Source organism: Cyclonatronum sp., from assembly GCF_022565315.1.
Taxonomy (GTDB): Bacteria; Bacteroidota; Rhodothermia; order Balneolales; family Cyclonatronaceae; genus Cyclonatronum.
Window position 1 is genome coordinate 1 of record NZ_JAIUMX010000008.1, and the last position, 18408, is coordinate 18408.

Below are 18408 nucleotides of genomic sequence, written 5' to 3' on the forward strand. Positions count from 1 at the left end.
AAAAGGGGCACGCATTCATGGCGCACATAAATCACACACAGGGGTCAGCATCCGCCGGAATGGCAGGCTGAAACTCGCGGCTAAAAGCTACCGCCAGAGGGGGTCAGTATGGACCGGAATATCCACCATCAAATTGAACCTCCACTTCGGTCTTTTTATCAGGTGTTTTATATATCACTATTTTACTCATACTTCTATTTGGCCGTTCATTAGTTTAGGTAATAATATATCTCTTGCTTCGCGAAGCTTGGTGTTTTGTTGGTTAAGATTCACAATTAAATTCAATATTGGCTCTGTCTCTTTTTGGAATTCTTCACAGACTTTTTTTGGCGGAATTGGTAAAAAGACCATTCCTAAAGCTGATTTTTTTATGTGTTGCATTGTTGCTCCATTAGATAAATTTATAAAGTCAGGAATTCTTTCAAGCAAAGAGAAGTAAAGCCAATTATGTAATTCTTTATCAAACGGTTTCACGTTGAAAATATGTTGATTTAAAATAGCTTTCCCAGAAGCCCATAAATAAGCACCTATTGAAGCTGACCAGGCGAAAAGAATGTCCTTATTTTCAATTAGATATTTTTCAGGCACATTTTCTCCATCGTTTCTTGGTGTATTATTTTGAACCCCTCCCTTTAATTCCTTTATTTTAATGATGGGCAAACCTTCTTCTTTCCAATCTTTAGGTTTAAATGGATAACCATTAATATAATCGGCAACTTTGTTAAATGCTTTTAATTGAAATTTCTCCTCCCTCACAATCTGCTTATACCTCAAAAACGCCTTCTCCTCCAACAACTTTATCCGCTTCATATTATTCTCTATCAAATCATCATAAGCCGATAAAATGCTGGCGATATTGCGTTGGGTGGGGAGGGGGGGATATACTAACTCCGTTGAAGATAGAATAGCTCCACTTAAATTCAACATTGTAGAGCCGATCGCTTTATTCAAAATGCTTTTGACAACTTGCGAAAGCGTAAAATAGTAGTATAGATAGTTTGGATCAACAATTTCATCATTTAACCTAATTTTCAAGCACCCTGTTCCACATAACCATCCTTCATTTTCGGGCTTGCATATTGCTCTTTTATTTATGTCGCCTCTTCTTGGTAAAACCAAATCTCCAATATTCAATTTATGTTTTCTTAATCTATCTGCATCATCATCGTTTATCCGTGCAATAGAACCAGTTTCAATTCTATCATTAATAATATCCTTTGGCATTACAACTGGGATTCCTTCAGATTTGTAATCGTGCTGGTGTAATTGCGAGCCGAAAGGTCCAGTTTGAATTTTACCGCCATAGCTTTTAATCAATTCCCCTAAAGTACTTTTCTCCCACTTCATATAGCCAACTCTTTAAAGTTTTCAGAAATCGCTTTTGCCAAGGCAACAGCCTCTCCATTCAATCCTTCCAGCTCAATGTGTATTCTTGTTATCATAATTTCTCCTTTTTTAATTGTTCCAAAATCAAATGGAGCATACTGTCTTCCATTTTCGAAAAAGCAAACCACTTTTTACCCAAGTCTTTCAAAGATGCGCCTATATGATAGAGTTCTTTTCCGTCTAATATCAAAAAGCGGTCGTGGCTGTTCTTAAGTTCTTTGAGTTCAAAGCTGTTATCATATTGTTCGTTGGCTTTCTTTATATCGAGCAAAAGTTGCTTGCTTGTGGTTTTGGTGTATAACAGCACCTTCACTTTTTTGGCTTTTTTAGCTAAATGAGTAATAGTGGTTTCATCAATGTAATTATCAATCAGAATAAGTTCATTTTTGGCTTTTTTGATGAGATCAGAAGCAAATACGTACGCGTCAAAAATTTGTCCATCGAAGAAAATACCTTGACTGGGTTTAATTTTACCCGCTTCCAATGCTTTAAAAATTTGCTCTAACTTCACATCGGTTTTAAGTTGCTTTAATTCGACCTGATCTAACCGCTGAAAAACCGAAGCATTGTTCAGCAAAAATTTTCGCATGGCAACAAATGCCTGCATGATTTGAACACTTGCAGATATTGCTCTTTCGGTGTTTAACACGGCAGATAACATCGCTACACCTTGCTCCGTGAACACATAGGGAAGCGTTCGTCTTCCTCCATGTTCACTTGAGGTTCCAAATTGGAACTTCAAGTCTGTCCATTCTTTTTCAGTGAGCTGAAACATAAAGGCTTCCGGAAATCTGAGTGGATTCCTTTTTACTGCCCTGTTAATGACTTTGGTTTCGGTTTGATAAAGTACAGCCAAGTCACTGTCCAACATCACTTGAATGCCTCTCACCGTGAAAATTCCGTCTTCAATATTTCTTATGCTCAACTCCATAACGATCAGATTGAAATACTTCGGTAATTTTCAGCAATGGTTTTTGCCAGCACATTAGCCTCTTCGTTCAATCCTTCCAGCTCGATATGTATTTCGTTCAGGCGTTCTTCGTAGTCAAAGTCATCATCGGTGGCGGTCTCCACCCCTACATATCTTCCGGGGCTAAGGCTCCAGTCTTTGGCTTCAATTTCTGCCTGACTTACTACTTTGCAAAGTCCTTCCACATCGGTATAAACGCCATCGGGAAAACGGCTTGTGAGCCAATGGGCTTGTTTGTAGAAATATTCGGTTTCGTGCAGCAGTCCTGGTTCTTCTTCATCGGGGTTACCGCTGAGTTGTTGTTGCACGGCTTTCAGTTGGTCGAGCTCTTCTTTCAGATTCAGCTCTCTCCAGGCTGCCGTTTTACTCAGTTGGTGTTCTTTGGCGGCTGAGCTTATGGCATCCAGTAATTGTTTGATGAGTTTGTCTTGTGGTTTGCGGAGTGCCTTTGTCTGAACTGTGATTTCTGTGATGAATTGATTGCCTTTATTTTTCCTGACGGTGTCTGTCAATTGGGTCTGTAATTCAAAGATTGATTTCGCTTCATTTTGCAGTTCTTTCCACTCCACGATAATCTTGTCAATCCCTACATCCTGAGAATCCTGTTTCAGACTAAATGAGCTGAGTGTTTTTAATACTTTCTGCAATTGCTTTTGCAATTCGGTGGTTGCCCGGGCTGTTTCTTTGGCCAAGTCGGCAGCAGTTTGCAAATAGCTTTTTACCGTGCTTTCAAACTTTTGGGTATTGCCTCTATACAAGTTCACAATGCAAATCAGGTTTTGCAGTTGCTCCGGGCTAAAGTCATTTACCTTGCTCGTTACTTTGCGGTAAATCTTTCTTGCGTCAAGCATCAGCACTTTGTCTTTTTTCGCATCGTCTTGTTCTTTGGCCCGGTCAAAAAACCAAAGGGTGCAAGGCAATGAACGGGTATAGAAAAAGTTATTGCCTATGGCCATCATCACATCTACTGCACCTGTTTTTACCAACTTCTCCCGAATGTCTTTTTCGCTGTGTCCGGCATCGCTGGCAGACGAAGCCATCACAAAACCGGCTCTGCCTGTTGGTTTGAGGTAATTATAGAAATACTGAATCCACAGGTAATTGGCGTTGTCATTTTTGGGCAGATTTACTTTGCCGTCCAATAGTAAACGGGGGTCTTTCTTTACGGCATCTTTGGCTTTGTCCACACCGTCCACATTAAACGGAGGATTTGCCATTACTCTGTCGCATTTGCCGACAAGATTGTGCTTGTCTTCATAGAAAGTATTTCCCTCAACAATAAAAGCCTCGAGGCCGTGTACGGCCATATTCATTTTCGCAAGCTTGGTGTTCAGTTCAGCTTTTTCCTGACCGTAGAAAGTGACTTTTTCGGCGACATTGCCGCCTTCTTTTTCAAGGAAATAGCCGGTTTGCACAAACATACCCGCACTACCTGTAGCCGGATCAAAAATAATTCCACTTTCTGGTTCGATGACATTTACTATGGTTTGCACCAAACTCATAGGCGTAAAAAACTCTCCGCCCTCCTGTGCACCGGTCATGGCAAATTTGTTGAGGAAGTACTCATAAATCTTCCCAAACAAATCGCCTTCGGCTTTCTGCAGCACTTCTTTATTGAAAATGCGGAGCAGTTCCCGCAGCAGGTCTTTGCTGAAAATCGAAAAGTTTTTGGGCAAAACCCCTTTGAGGTTGTCGTATTCGTCCTCAATCAGTTTCATAGCGTTATCAATCGCTTCGCCTATGTCGGCACTTTCGGGCAATGAAACCAAATAATCAAACTGTGCCTTTTCGGGAAGGAACATTGAATTTTGTTCCTCAAAATCTTTTTTAGTCAACGGTCGCTTACCCCGTTGCGGATGCGAGGGCAAGGTTTTTTCTACTTCAATTTTGACTTTCTGAAAGCGGTTGTATGCGTGTCGTAAAAATATCAGACCCAATACAGGCATGGAGTACTCCGAAGCAGTCAGTTTACTGTTAGCTCTGAGTTGATCTGCGGCTCTCCACAGTTCGGCTTCTAATTTTCTAAGTTGTTTTCCTTGCATCTATTTTTTCTGTGGGTTGTTTAAATGTCAAATTTATCATTCTTATTCGTAAACGCAATAAATATATGCTTTACAATCCAAAATTGGAGTTAAGTCGAATATTTGTTGCGTTGTTTTGATGATTGGAATGCTTAATTTGGGTAGTGGTTTTTCTGCTACAAGGTGGTTTGGCGGTTTAACCGGCTTTGCCTTTACAGCGAATAAGTGGAGAAAAATAACAACTAAAACAAGGGCAGGGGTTGCGAAATCATGCGTTACGTGACAAAGCCCGTGTTGAAATAGTTTGTAATGTATTTAGTCAATTACATATTTATCTAGATTATGGTCTGATAGTAAATTATTGAGTTCGGTTTTGTCTATGTTTTTATTATTTCTCAAACTTGAGACAATCGACGGGAATTCGTAGCTATCTATTACCTGGCTATTGGTAGAAGAACCTTCAATCAGTTTTTGGGTCTGCTCTTTTGTTAGATCAGAAACATACATCCTAAAATCTTCCGCAACATTGTTTGCAAATTCATAATTTGCAGATTTGATATAAATCTGAATACGCCTACTATTGATTGATGGATGATTATCAAATAATAAATCATTAAAAGCTTCATGTTTAGTAAGTTTGTTTATTCTCTCAAATACCATTTTTTTGAGTTCTGCTATTTTTATAAGATCAGTTAAACCGTATAAATCCTTACTTGGCATATTTCTGACATATCTTTTTATAGTATCTTGAATATTTTTATCGATGAGTGGCCATATGTCATGAACATTTTTGAGAAATGCAACTGCTCTATTTAAGTTCCCATCATCTAAGGCTCTAATTAATTCTGATACTTTTTCTTGGCATGTTGCTTCTGTAATTTCTCTATGTAAGTTACGTATAGCGTTTAATGCTGAACCATAGCGAACCATCTCTTTATAATTGAGATCATTAAAAATCATTTTCTTAAGTAAGACTATTATAAAATTTCTAACAAGTGATTTTCTTGGTTTAGACAGAGGGCCATGATTAAAATGAGAGATGGCGTCCACAGTATTATTAGGGAAATACTCGGAATCAACTTCCTTTAGCAATCTGGCAAGTGCTGACTTGCCTTGCACAGGTTGATGTTTGAGTAAACATTCAACAGCATTACAAATATGATATCTCGCTAATTCAGCGGACGGGCTATAGGATTCTTCTGTCGATACCATTGATGGATGAGCACATCTATTTCTATCATCTTGTAGCCTCTTTAAATCTGTAAACTCAATTATAGAGATCAATTCAAATTTATCTCGTGCAAGTGTAAGCAATTCTTTTTCAATTCGTAATGCCGCAGAAATATCTCCAGATTGGCAAGCTTTTTCAAAAAACTCCGCTTGCTTTTCTGCTTCTTGATCGCCAGTTAAACTTAATTCACGGATTTTCTCCAATAAATCGTACGCAACCGCAATCCAAGTCGCAACTATAGACGCTCGAAATGCACCAGAGTTGTAACAGGCCACAGCTTCTTTAATATAGTTTCTTGCTTTTTGATCACGACATTCAAGAATGAGTTCATCCAAATTATAAAGTTGTTTTCCCATCTGTTTAAATATTATTTTGATTTATGAAGGTGGATGTTTTAAACACACAAAGACTCTGCGTTTGTGCAGCGGGCCGACCAATTCTGAATTTAAGCAAAAAACGCCAACCCGTCTGTACGAAACGCTTGTTACAGAACAATTACGTTGATTCGAGTTCAATTTCAAATATATTTAACCCAACACCATTTACTCCATATTTATCTTTGAAATATCTTATATCTGAAGAGTGTGCTGTCAATATAGATTTGGCTATCCATAACCCAATTCCAATACCTTCCTTAGAAAAATCAGCAGCTGATGGATCTCTGAAAAACTTTTCAAATATTTTTAAGGTATTATCATCAGAAACATACGGCCCAATATTTTTTACGATTATTCTGACAATGGAACTTCGTTGCTCTAGTTTTATTTCGATAGTTGAATGTGGGGATGAATACTTTAAGGCATTATGAATCAATATCAATGGGATAAATTCAATTGATTCATAGCAATAGCAATCCCTTATTTTTGAATCAGCTGTAATATTAATTGTGATGCCTTTTTTCTTATTAGCTAAATGATCAAATAAAATTTTTATTTTCTCAAATAATTTATAGGGATTTATTGGTCTTTTAGTTCCAAACGAAATGCTTTTAGGATTTACAATAATATCAATCATGCCTAACTGTGAAGTAATTAATTCAAGTGAATTAAAAAGATCTTGATAAATCGGATCACTATTAAGCAACTTTTCTTCAAAACTAGACCCTGGTTGTCTGTTGATTAAATCCTGTGTGCAGCTAAAAAATATTGACATGGATGTTTTGAAATCATGAAACATAGAGAAATTCATTTCAATTGTTTCATTTACTGTCCGTTCTAAATGAGCAACAATTACTTCAATTTTATTAATGAATACATCTATGTCAGATACTCGAATTAAGTATTCAGTTCTAACATCCTTTCGACCTTTAGGAACAGACCTGTTTTTTTCGCTAATTAGACCATTTAGTATGATACTAAAGTCATTTATACTGAAATAGTAATTGTCATATCCTTTTGAGCAAACATAAGAACTATAAACTTCTGTAGATCGATTAAATGTAAGGCAATCTTTTTCTTTACATTTCAATGTACAAGTTCGATTTTGGGTTAATTCATTAGAATCATAAAATTCATTATTATATATAAATGGATATTTACTTAGAGCTTTGAATAGTGCAAGGTTCATTACTTAAATATTCTGATAAGAGTATTGCCAATTGAAGATACTTGTTTGACTAAAAATGACGTAGGGTTGTCAGATTCAATTATTTTTGGCCAATTAGGTTGGGTATTATTTCTAATTACTTCTGCAATTTTATTATTAATTTTATTTATCTGTTTAGTTGAATATTTATTATTTTTTAAAATCTGTTCTAAATATCCAAAGTATCTGCTTGGTGTGTACTTAGATAAAATTAAATTATCAATTATACTTTTCATTTTTAAAAAATCACAAGGTTTAGGAATATTTTCGTCTGCTAATTCCCAAAAACGGCTTTTACCTAAGTCAAAACTATGTTGTGAGTGTGCGATAATTATTTGACTTGGATTCGACTTCTTCAAGTTATCTAAAACACCTAAGCCATCGTCAGATGAAATATGAGATGCTACACCTTTTATATCCAGTACGATTAGGTCGTAATATCCTCTTTCAAGTTTTCCATAATCATTAACCTTAGACCATTTTTCAATGTTATAGCCTTCTGATTGGAATATATTTACTGGGAATCCATCTTCATCATCGATAACGAGTATCCTTACCCGCTTTTTTAAATCTTCAAACTCTATTGAACTTTTCATTTCCTCTAGTGAGGGAAACTTATTTTTCCAAAGAAATGACTTATTTGCACCTGTAATCCTGTTATATATTGACTTTGCTAAAAAGTTAATAAAAGAAGCAATTAACAGAGTAATTATACTGATTAGAATTTCATCCATAAAATGATTTTAATGTCGAATTTATTTGAGTTCTATTTGTTTTATTACATATTATTGAACAACCCCAATATACCCTCCCAAGCAATATAAGCAAAGAAAAATCAACCTAAACCACTTCCTAATTGCAATTAAGTACCCAAACAGCAGCTTAAAACATCAAAAGTTAGAAATACTATAAAAACATTGTATAGGACTTCAACTCCTTCCCCCTTTTTGTTTCTGAATTCCCCGGCTGCTAATTTTACAACTGCCCCCCCATCCCTTCAAATTCCCCCACTAATCAGAATATCTGTCTTTACCAGGCGAAACAGTGCTGCAAAATCAGTATCTTTTCCGCCTTCCTGAAGCCGTCAACTTTCTAAATTTCTGATGTTTAAACGCTATTCATTCTGGCTGCTGTTTATTCTGTTTGCCATTTACGTGCTGAGCTTTGTGGACCGGCAGATCGTGGCGGTGCTGGCTCCGCAAATCAGGATGGATCTGGGCCTCACCAATGTGCAGATCGGTCTGCTGTACGGTACCGCCTTCTCCTTTATATATGCCTTCGCCGGTATCCCGATGGGGCGGCTGGCCGATCAGTGGTCGCGGCGTAAAATGATTGCCATTGCGGTGTTTACCTGGAGCCTGGTTACCGTGCTCAGCGGCTTTGCCGCTTCCTTTGCCCTGCTGATTTTTTACCGCCTGATTCTGGGCGTGAGCCAAGCCATGCTGGGGCCCGCCGCCTATGCCCTGCTGGCTGAAACCTTCAGACCGGAAAAACGGGCAAGCGTGTTTTCCGTTTATGCAGCCGGCATTTTTATCGGCATCGGACTCTCCTTCCTTGTTGGGGGTACCGTTGCGCAGTCGGCCGACTGGCAAACGGCCATGAAAGTTGTTGGTCTGCCCGGACTGCTGCTGGCGCCGGTTGCCTGGTTTTTTATCCGGGATGCGCGGGTCAACAAAGTCGTTTCGGGCACCTTCGTTGGGGATACGTTTTCGCACCTGCGGGAGATGCTGGCCAAGCGCACCATTCAGCTGCACCTGCTCGGCTTCGCCATGCTTGCCGCCATCGGCTACACCGTGCTCGCGTTTGTGAGCACCATTTTTGTGGATGTGTTTGAGCGCCCCGATCTGATCCGCCATTACGGCTGGTTTCAGTTTGGCGTTGCGGGCACGGTGATCCTGATGGGTCAGCTGGCCGATTATCTGGCTCTCAAAAAGAAAGCCTGGCGCTTCTGGGCGGGCATCATTCCGGCGGTCGGAGCGGTGCCGCTCTACGGACTCGGGCTTTTCGCGGGCGACGGCTTCACGGCCCTGCTGCTGCTGGGCGGGGCGGTGCTGTTTTCATCGTCCTTCAACGGGGTCGCTGCCGCGCTGATTCAGTTTATGGTGAAGCCCAATCAGCGGGCCCTCGCCGGCGGACTTTACCTCTTTGTGATCAGCATTGCCGGCTTTGGTCTGGGTCCGCCGATTGCGGGCTATCTGATGGATCAGGTTTTCGAGGGTCCGTACGCGGCGTCCTACGCGGTTTTTTCCATCATCGTGGTTTGTGCCATCATTGCCGTTTTCAGCTTTCTTGCCGCGATGCGCACCTACGATCAGGATGCGCTGGATTAGGTTTGGGAGGCCATCACCCTAAAAAAACAAACGCCCCTAAAATGCCCCGTGCCTGATGCCGCCGGTGGAGACAAGCAGCTCATCAAAGCCGAAAAAGGCCATGGCTTCATCCAAAATGAGCAGGCCGCTGAGCACGATATCGGCGCGGCCTTCCATCACGAGGGGGAAGGCGTGCTCCATCTCCCGTGGCGTTCTCGCGGCGGCCCACTCAATCCAGTAGGTGAGGCGGTCGCGGGAAATGCGGGTGCCGTTCAGGGCGGAGGCGCTGTACTCGTGCATGCCGAGCTCCATGAAGGCGAGGGTCGTTACCGTGCCGGCTACGCCCGCCATTACGGGCAAGTGCCCCGCTTCTTTTTCGGCCCTGAGCAGCTGCCTCACCGGCTCCATCTGCTGAAGCGCCCCGGCAACAGCCTTACGGCAGGCCTCAATCTGCGGGACTTCGGGCCGGAAATCGGCATACGGAAAAGCAGCGGCATGATCCTCAGCGGGAGGCTGCAAAAAACGCTCGGTAAAGCGGACACAGCCCGCATCGACCGAGACAAAAGCCTGCGGCTTTCCGGTAAAGTCGAAGCTGCCGAATGCCGCTTCGGTGCTGCCTCCACCGATATCCAAAACGAGGGCGCGGTCCGCTTTTTTGGAAGCCGCCGCAGGCAGCACGCGCAGGGCACCGCGGAAGGTTGCGGCCGCTTCTTCATCGCCTGAAAGCAGGCGGATTTCCCAGCCGGTTTGTGCTTTCACCCGCTCCAGGAATTCCTGCCGGTTGGCGGCATCGCGCACGGCTGAAGTTGCCGTAACAACGGGCGTGAGCGGGACCTCACCCAGACCGTAGCGGTCGAGGGCTACGCCGATGAGCTCGCTGTATTCGCGCAGCACTTTGAGCACGCGCTCCATGCTGTCGGGGTGAAGCGTGCGGTCGCGGTCAACGCCCCGGCCAAGCCGCGGGATGCGCTGTTCCTCCCGAATGATGCGCAGCCGGCCGTCGGGCTGCTCCTCGGCAATGAGCAGCAGCACGGTGTTGGTGCCGATATCGATGGCGGCTTTGAAGGTGCTGTCAGCATTGGTCATCTCGAACGGCTCCCGATGGTGCGTTCAATAAAATCGAAATAGGTTTCGTGCAGCAGCAGGTAGCTCGGCAGGTTGTACCACACGCGGTGATCGCCGGGCGGATAAATGCGGAGCTCGGCATCTTTGCCGGCATTGGTGAGGGCCGTTACCAGCTGCATGGTGTTTTGGAGGTGCACGTTTTCATCCATGGCGGAGTGCACGAGCAGCAGCCGGCCTTCGATATTGCCTACGTGCGTCATCACCGAGCTTTGGATGTAGCCTTCGAGGTTTTCATCCAGAAGCCCCATGTAGCGCTCGGTGTAGATGGTGTCGTAGAGGCGCCAGTCGGTGACCGGTGCCGCCACAATGGCGCTTTGGAACACGCCCGGCTCGAGGCCCATGGTGAGGGCGCTCATGTAGCCGCCGTAGCTGTGACCGTAAATCATCATGCGGTCGCCGTCGATCCACGGGTGCTCTGCTGCCAGCCAGTTCACGGTTTCGGCGAAGTCGCGGGCCTCAAGATGGCCGAGCCGCAGGTAAACACTCTTTTCGAAATCGCGGCCGTAGCCGCCGCTGCCGCGGTTGTTCACGTTGGCCACCACATAGCCCTGCTGCGCCAGAAACTGAATGAAGCCGTTGGCCTCAAATTCGTTGTACACGCCCTGCGCGCTGGGTCCGCCGTAGATGCTGAGCACCAGCGGATAGCTTTTGGTTTCATCAAAATCCGGCGGAAGTACAAGCGAGCCGTCGAGCGGTACGCCTTCAGAAGTCACAAAGCTGAACAGCTGACGCGGGGAATAGGCGAATTCGGTTATAAAATCGAGCACCGCGGCATTGTCCTCGAGCTTCTGAATCATGCGGACCGGCTGCGTGCCCCACAGCTCGACCTGCCGGGGCGTTTCAGTGTTGGAGTAGCGGTCGATGAAGAAGCGTCCGTTGGGGCCCATATCCACGCGGTGCCGGCCGGGCACCTGAGTGATGCGCTCCTTGCCGCTTCCGTCGAATGCGATGCGGTACAGATGCCGCTCCAGCGGCGACACCTCGGTAGAGGTGTAATAAATGAGTTCGTTTTCGGCATCAACCGCGTGTACGAAGGTGACCTGCCAGTCCCCGGAGGTTACCTGCCGGATGAGTTCGCCCTCGTAGCTGAAATGGTAAATGTGCTTCCAGCCGTCGCGGTCAGAAATCCAGAAGAAGGATTCGGTTTCCTGCGGGAAGAAAAAATAGTCGTCAATTCCGGCAAAGAAATCGAACACATCAATCCAGACCTCGCTTTCTTCATGCATCACCCGCTCACCCGCGCCGCTTTTGATATCATATAAATGAAGACCGAGTTCGGTCTGTGCGCGGTTCATGGTCGTAACCGCCAGCCTGCCGGGATCGGCGGTCCAGTAAATGCGCGGCACGTAGCCGTCGCCCAAGTCAAGTTCCATCCAGACCGTTTCGGCGCTGTTCACATCAATTACCCCGATTTCGACGGTCGGGTTGGTGTCGCCCACTTTGGGAAACGGAATTTCGAACCACTCGGGATGCGTACCCTCAAAGTCGGTCGTGCGGAACATCGGCACCTCCCGCTCGTCGGATTTCCAGAAGGCAATGTGGCGGCTGTCGTGCGACCACTTCCAGGCCTGCACCAGCCCGAACTCTTCCTCATAAACCCAGCCAAACCGGCCGTAAAACACGTTTTCCTCATCGCCGAAGGTCAGCTGACGCTCTGTTTTGGTTTCCAGATCGTACACAAACATGTTGCCGTCTTTGTGGTAGGCAAGCAGGGTGCCGTCGGGCGAGAGCTCAGCTGTAAAGGCGCGGGAGGCGACGAGTTCGAGCGACTGATCTTCGAGCGCGTAATAAAAATAGTCAGCCGTGCCGGAGTACCGGTAGATCGGCTCAAAGTTGGTCTGAAAAATGATGTAGCGGGCATCATCAGACCACTGAAACGAGCGGAATGAAAACGGCACCTCGCTGCCGGGAAAAGTGACGGAGGCACCGTCGAAAACGAGCACGTCCTCCCCGCTTGCCGGATCGAAGGTGTAAATCTCACTCAGGCCGGTTTCAGCATTGCGGGTCATGTACGAAAGCCGGTCGCCGTTGGCGATCCAGTTTACCGAACCCGGACCGTTACCCCCTGACAGGTTTCCGGCACTGAACAGCGCCTGCTGTAGCGATTCGTAGCGCTGAAGTTCCTGCGCCTGCGTGTGCTGCGGTACCCAAACCGCCAGCACGAACATTATAACTGAAAGCCGGACGAGGTGATGCATAAGATTATTTTTTTGTGATGAGGATACTGACGAATTAATGTCACTTTACTGCTGAGGACTTAGCGGCCTCAACAAAGGCAATGCTTTCCCGAGTGATGCCGATGGCTTCCTGAAGGACCTCATCCTCAATAATGAGCGGGGGCGCAAGCCTCACGAGGGTGTTGGAATGAAGGGTCCAGCCGAGCAGCAGTCCGTGTTCGAGGCAGCGCTCAACGACTGCGCGGGTGGTGTCAAAATCAGGCAGTACGAGGCCGAGCATAGCGCCCATCCCCCTGATTTCCACAACGCCGGGCACATCAAGACCTTCGCGGATTTGTTTTTCGATGGATGGGGCCCGTTCCCATAGCCGGTGTTCGAGGGTAAACGACAGGGCCGCGTGTCCCGCCGCGCAACTCATGGGGTGTCCGCCGAAAGTCGTGACGTGATTCAGCGGCGGATCGTACATAAAAGCTTCAAAAAGCCGGCTTGATGCAGCAAATCCGCCTACGGGCATACCGCCTCCCATAGCCTTGGCCATACACAGGATATCGGGCACGACCCCGTAATGCTCAAAAGCAAACAGCTTTCCGGTTCGGCCAAAGCCGCTCTGAATTTCATCAAAAATGAGGCAGGCGCCGGTTTCGGTGCAGCGCGCCCGCAGCTTTTGCAGCCAGGGTTTTTGGGACGGGATGATGCCGCCCTCGCCCTGAATCGGCTCAAGGATAACGGCGGCCGTTTGGGAATCAACGGCTTCAAGAACGGCATCATCGTTGAAGTCGAAAAAGTACACATCGGGCAGCAACGGCAGGTAGGGGTCGCGGTACACATCGCGGCCGGTAACGCTCAGCGCGCCGTGCGTATCGCCGTGATAGCTGTTCCGGAAGGCGATGAGTTTGGTACGGCCGGTGTGTTTCTTGGCCAGCTTGAGGGCGCCCTCGTTGGCTTCGGTACCGCTGTTCACAAAATAGATGCGGTCCAGGCTTTCCGGCAGTACCGAGGTCAGCAGCCGTGCGAAATCAGACTGCGGCCGCTGAATAAACTCCCCGTACACCATCACGTGCAGGTGCCGGTCGAGCTGCGCGCGAAGGGCGCTCACGACGGCGGGATGCCGGTGACCCAGGGTGCTGACCGCAATGCCGGAAATGAAATCGGTGTATCTGCGGCCGGTAGTATCGTAGAAAAAAGGTCCCTCAGCGAGGTCAATTTCGATGCCCATGGGCGCGTCGCTTGTAAGGGCAACATGCCGGTAAAAGGCGTCTCTCGCGGAAAGGGTTTGGTTGGGTTGATGCATTGAAAATGCTACGGAGTAGTGGTGTCGAAAAAACGTCATGCTGTCATTTTAGTGACAGCATGACGGGCTATACATTATGGTAAGCGGAACGTTCAGCCGAGCTCTTCGGCGCCGCCCAGGTACGGCTTCAGCACCTCAGGCACCCGAAGCTTGCCGCTCGGCAGCTGATATTCCTCGAGGATAGCGGCCATCACGCGGGGCAGCGCGAGTCCGGAGCCGTTCAGGGTGTGCAGGGTCTCGATACTGCCTTTCTCGTCGCGGTACCGCACCATCATCCTGCGGGCCTGAAAGCCCTCAAAATTGGAGCAGGAGCTCACCTCAAGCCAGCGCTGCTGACCCGGGCTCCACACTTCGAGATCGTACTTCTTGCTCTGCGTGAAGCCCATATCGCCGGTACACATCAGCAGGCGGCGGTAGCTCAGGCCCAGCTGCTGAAGCAGAAATTCGGCGTCTTCGCGCAAGCTTTCGAGCTCATCATAAGAAGTTTCAGGCTTCACAAACTTCACCAGCTCTACCTTATCGAACTGATGCAGGCGGTTGAGTCCGCGCACGTCTTTGCCGTAAGAACCGGCCTCGCGGCGCCAGCAGGGCGTGTAGCAAACGTACTTCACCGGCAGGGATTTGAGCTCGAAAATTTCATCCCGGTGGAAATTACTGACCGGCACCTCAGCGGTCGGAATCATGAAAAAACCATCGCGGGGCACGGTGTACATCATGTCTTCCTTGTCCGGAATCTGCCCCGTACCGCGTGCCGAATCTTCATTCACCATAAAGGGCGCCATCAGCTCTGTGTAGCCGCGCTCCGTAGCGGTGTCGATAAAATAGTTGATGAGGGCACGTTGCAGCCGGGCTGCGGGACCCTTATAGAACGGAAATCCGGCTCCGGTAACCTTCACCCCGCGCTCAAAATCGATCCAGCCGTGCTCGGCGGTGAGTTCCCAGTGCGGTTTCACCCATTCATCGGTACGCAGCTCACCGTGCCGGAACGCTTCCACATTGTCGTTCTCGGTTTTCCCGACGGGCACACTTTCATGCGGGATGTTGGGGATGCGCAGCATCAGCCCGAAACGCTGTTCGCGCAGCATTTTTTCCTTATCCTCGAGTCCTTTAATGGCGCCCTTCATCTCGCCGGTTTCCTGAATGAGGGCCTGCGCTTCGGCTTTCTGCCCTTTGCCCATCAGCTGACCAATCAGCTTTGCTTTGGTGTTGCTCTCACCACGGAGGCTGTCAAGCTCCTTCACCGCATCGCGCCAGTTTTTATCGGTTTCCAGCAGGGTATCCACAAGGCTGGTATCGGTTTCGCCCTTGTTGAGCATGGCCGTTTTCACAAGTTCCGGCTGCTCCTTAATCACAGAAATATCTAACATTTGGAAAGAATTATAATCGGGTTCTAATAATTTTGGGATTGAATTTCAGCTGTAAAAATACGGAATCCTGCTGCCACACGGGTGTATGGATTTTGGGTGTTTCGATGGATGGCTTCAGATGCCTGAGGCGGCTCAAAGCTGACCCAGCTCCTTTTTGAGCTCAATCAGAAACATCATGGCATGGATCGGGGTCATGCTGTTGAGGTCGGCCTGCGCAATTTTCTCCTTCAGTTTTTCGGCAAGAGGGTCGGGAGCCCCGGCGAATAAATCGTACTGCGGCAGCGCTGGCTGTTTCGGGATTTTTTTAGAGAGGGATTCGGCAGCCTTTTTCTTCGCCCCGGCAGCTGAGGTGCCGGATGGCAGTACTCCGTTTGATGACACCGACTCGTCACCATCCTCAACTTCAGTAAGCTGACCGTTTTTGTTGGTGATGTCGAGGCTGTGCTGCTCCAGGTTATGCAGGATTTCCCGCGCCCGCTCGATGACAACTTTTGGCAGACCCGCCATGCCGGCGACCTGTATCCCGTAGCTGTGATCGGCCCCGCCGCGGATCAGCTTCCGCATAAAAATCACTTTGCCTTCGTGCTCCTTCACCTGCACGTTGAAATTCACGATGCGGTCGTACATGCTTTCCAGCTCGTTCAGCTCGTGATAGTGCGTCGCAAACAGGGTTCGGGCCGCAACCTTCGGCTGATTGTGCAGGTACTCGGCCAGCGACCACGCAATGCTGAGTCCGTCGAAGGTGCTTGTTCCACGCCCGACTTCATCCAGTAAAATCAAGGATTTATCGGTCGCATTATTGAGGATGTTTGCAGCCTCGTTCATCTCCACGAGGAAGGTACTCTCCCCTGCTGCGAGATTGTCGGAAGCCCCAACACGGGTGAAGATTTTATCAACAAGGCCGATCCGGGCTTCGCGGGCAGGCACGTAGCAGCCCACCTGCGCCATCAGCACAATGAGGCCGGTCTGCCGCAAAATGATGCTCTTACCGGCCATGTTGGGCCCGGTGATGATCATCAGCTGCTCGGTTTCGGTGTCCAGAAAAATATCGTTCGGGATGAAGGGCTCGCCAAGCGGCAGGGAGCGCTCCACAACCGGATGCCGCCCGGCTTTGATGTCAATCACCGAAGAGTCATCCACCTGCGGCTTCACATAGTTGAACAGGAAGGCCGTTTCGGCCAGGCTTTGCAGGCAGTCGATGGCCGCAACGGAGGCGGCGTTCTGCTGAATCTGCCCGGCATACTCGGCCACGTGCATCCGCAGCTCGTTAAACAGCTCAAACTCCAGGGTTGAGATGCGCTCTTCGGCGCTGAGCACCTTTTCCTCAATTTCCTTGAGCTCCGGTGTGATGTAGCGCTCGGCGTTAACGAGCGTCTGTTTCCGGATGAAAGTGTTCGGCACCTTGCTCTGATGGACTTTCGTCACTTCAATATAATACCCGAAAACCTTGTTGTAGCCCAGTTTAAGCGAGTTGATGCCGGTTTCCTGCACCAGCTTTTTCTGAATATCGGCGATGTAGCGCTTGCCGTTTCGGGCGATGTCGCGGATTTCCTGCAGCTCGGGCGAGTAGCTTTCGCGGATGATGCCGCCGTCGCGCAGCCCCGCCGGCGGGTCGTCCACAATGGCTTCCCTGATGCGCTCCTGCAGCTCAATCAGCCCCGAGAGACCGTCCCGCAGGGCCACCACAAGCGCCGATTCCTGATTCTGAAGCAGCATTTTAACCGGAATGATGCGCTCAAGCGACAAACGCAGCTGCGTGAGGTCGCGGGCATTGGCCCGGCCTGCCGAAATGCGCGAGATGAGGCGTTCGAGGTCGCCAATCTGCTCCAGCTCGTCCCGCAGGCTGCTGCGGATTTCGTGCGCCGTGTACAGAGCCTCAACGGCATCGAGACGGCGGCGGATGTCGCGCAGGTTTTTGAGCGGACGCATGATCCACTTGCGCAGCTCGCGGGCGCCCATGGCCGTCTGCGTTTCATCGAGTATGGAAATCAGGGTGCCTTCCGTGCCCCCCTGCTGAAGCGAAGCCGTAAGCTCGAGGTTGCGCTTGGTTGATGCATCAAGCATCATAAAATGCGTGTTCTCAAAGGCGTAAATCCGCCTGATGTGTCCGAGCGAGGCCTTCTGATTTTCCTTAATGTAGTGCAGCAGCGCCCCTGCCGCTACCTGCGCAATGTTCAGCTCTTCTACGCCGAACCCCTTCAGGGAATGCGTCTTAAAATGATCGAGCAGCAGCTGATAGCAGTAATCGAGTTCAAAAATCCAGTCCTCCTGAAACGTGAGCATGTAGCCGTCGAGGGCCGGAGGCACATCACCCTTTAATTTTTTGCTGACCAGAATTTCAGCGGGTGCGAACAAGGTGAGGAAGCTTTTAAGCTCGCGGGCATCAAGCTGTGTGAGGGCAAACTCCCCGGTCGATACATCCGAAAAAGCTACGCCGGCGGTGCTGCCGCTCCAGTGCACGGCGAAGGCGTAGTTGTTTTGCTTGTGTTCCAGCAGCTTTTCGTTCAGGGTTACGCCGGGAGTCACGACTTCGGTTACTTCGCGGTCAACGATCTTTCTTTTGGCCGCTTTGGCTTCTGCGGGGTCCTCGGTCTGATCGCACACGGCAACGCGGTGTCCACGCTTCACAAGGCGCGGCAGATAGGTGTCGAGGGAGTGATGCGGGAAACCGGCAAGCGGGGTCTGATCACCGCCGTTGTTGCGCTTGGTGAGGGTGATGCCGAGTTCTTTGCTGATGGTAACCGCATCCTCTGCAAACGTTTCGTAGAAATCACCTACCCGAAACAGAAGCACCGTACCCGGATATTTGGCCTTAATGTCATTGTACTGCCGCATGAGCGGCGTCTCACCTTTGGATGGCTTCATTCGGAAACAAGTGCTGCATTAAATTGAGAATTCGTTAGCCTTCAAGTATAACAATTGCCTGAGAGGCTTCAAAACACACATT

Annotated in this window: 12 protein-coding genes; 1 reads left to right on the forward strand and 11 read right to left on the reverse strand. The window is 48.1% G+C overall.

Annotation, left to right across the window (positions count from 1 at the left end; all coding sequences use genetic code 11):
- Positions 1-186 precede the first annotated feature (186 nt).
- The 6 genes from LAT75_RS02790 to LAT75_RS02815 all read right to left on the reverse strand — a co-directional run bounded on the left by LAT75_RS02790 (position 187) and on the right by LAT75_RS02815 (position 7926).
- Complete coding sequence (locus LAT75_RS02790; RefSeq protein WP_291481100.1) at positions 187-1347, reverse strand: restriction endonuclease subunit S; 1161 nt, start codon at positions 1345-1347, stop codon at positions 187-189.
- A 91-nt stretch (positions 1348-1438) separates the two neighbouring features.
- Entirely contained in the window at positions 1439-2317 is an 879-nt protein-coding gene (locus LAT75_RS02795) for an ORF6N domain-containing protein (RefSeq protein ID WP_291481101.1), read from the reverse strand.
- Positions 2318-2322: 5 nt separating this feature from the next.
- The gene (locus LAT75_RS02800; protein ID WP_291481102.1) at positions 2323-4398 is read right to left on the reverse strand and encodes an N-6 DNA methylase; all 2076 of its coding nucleotides are present in this window, start codon (positions 4396-4398) and stop codon (positions 2323-2325) included.
- A gap of 294 nt (positions 4399-4692) precedes the next feature.
- Positions 4693-5943, reverse strand: a complete 1251-nt coding sequence (locus LAT75_RS02805) for a hypothetical protein (protein ID WP_291481103.1) — start codon at positions 5941-5943, stop codon at positions 4693-4695.
- Between the two features lie 160 nt (positions 5944-6103).
- Positions 6104-7174, reverse strand: a complete 1071-nt coding sequence (locus LAT75_RS02810; RefSeq protein WP_291481104.1) for a HAMP domain-containing sensor histidine kinase — start codon at positions 7172-7174, stop codon at positions 6104-6106.
- Positions 7174-7926, reverse strand: a complete 753-nt coding sequence (locus tag LAT75_RS02815) for a hypothetical protein (RefSeq protein WP_291481105.1) — start codon at positions 7924-7926, stop codon at positions 7174-7176. The genes LAT75_RS02810 and LAT75_RS02815 overlap by 1 nt, the downstream gene beginning before the upstream one ends.
- A gap of 369 nt (positions 7927-8295) precedes the next feature.
- Between LAT75_RS02815 and LAT75_RS02820 the strand changes: the two genes are divergently transcribed.
- Positions 8296-9522 carry an MFS transporter gene (locus LAT75_RS02820; RefSeq protein WP_291481106.1) on the forward strand — a complete coding sequence of 409 codons (1227 nt, stop codon included), beginning with the start codon at positions 8296-8298 and terminating at the stop codon, positions 9520-9522.
- A 36-nt stretch (positions 9523-9558) separates the two neighbouring features.
- Here LAT75_RS02820 and LAT75_RS02825 read toward each other — a convergent pair whose 3' ends face one another.
- The 5 genes from LAT75_RS02825 to mutS all read right to left on the reverse strand — a co-directional run bounded on the left by LAT75_RS02825 (position 9559) and on the right by mutS (position 18326).
- Positions 9559-10587: a Ppx/GppA family phosphatase gene (locus LAT75_RS02825; protein ID WP_291481107.1), complete on the reverse strand. Its 1029-nt coding sequence runs from the start codon at positions 10585-10587 to the stop codon at positions 9559-9561.
- On the reverse strand, positions 10584-12824 hold the full coding sequence (locus LAT75_RS02830) for a S9 family peptidase (RefSeq protein WP_291481108.1): 2241 nt from the start codon (positions 12822-12824) through the stop codon (positions 10584-10586). Before LAT75_RS02830 ends, LAT75_RS02825 begins: the two co-directional genes overlap by 4 nt.
- Before the next feature lie 40 nt (positions 12825-12864).
- Positions 12865-14133, reverse strand: a complete 1269-nt coding sequence (locus LAT75_RS02835) for an aspartate aminotransferase family protein (protein WP_291481109.1) — start codon at positions 14131-14133, stop codon at positions 12865-12867.
- Between the two features lie 53 nt (positions 14134-14186).
- Positions 14187-15461, reverse strand: coding sequence for a serine--tRNA ligase (gene serS, locus LAT75_RS02840; protein WP_291481110.1), 1275 nt, complete (start codon positions 15459-15461; stop codon positions 14187-14189).
- 132 nt (positions 15462-15593) lie between these two features.
- Positions 15594-18326 (reverse strand): DNA mismatch repair protein MutS, encoded by a 2733-nt coding sequence (gene mutS / locus LAT75_RS02845; protein ID WP_291481111.1) that lies wholly within the window; start codon positions 18324-18326, stop codon positions 15594-15596.
- Between the last annotated feature and the right edge of the window lie 82 nt (positions 18327-18408).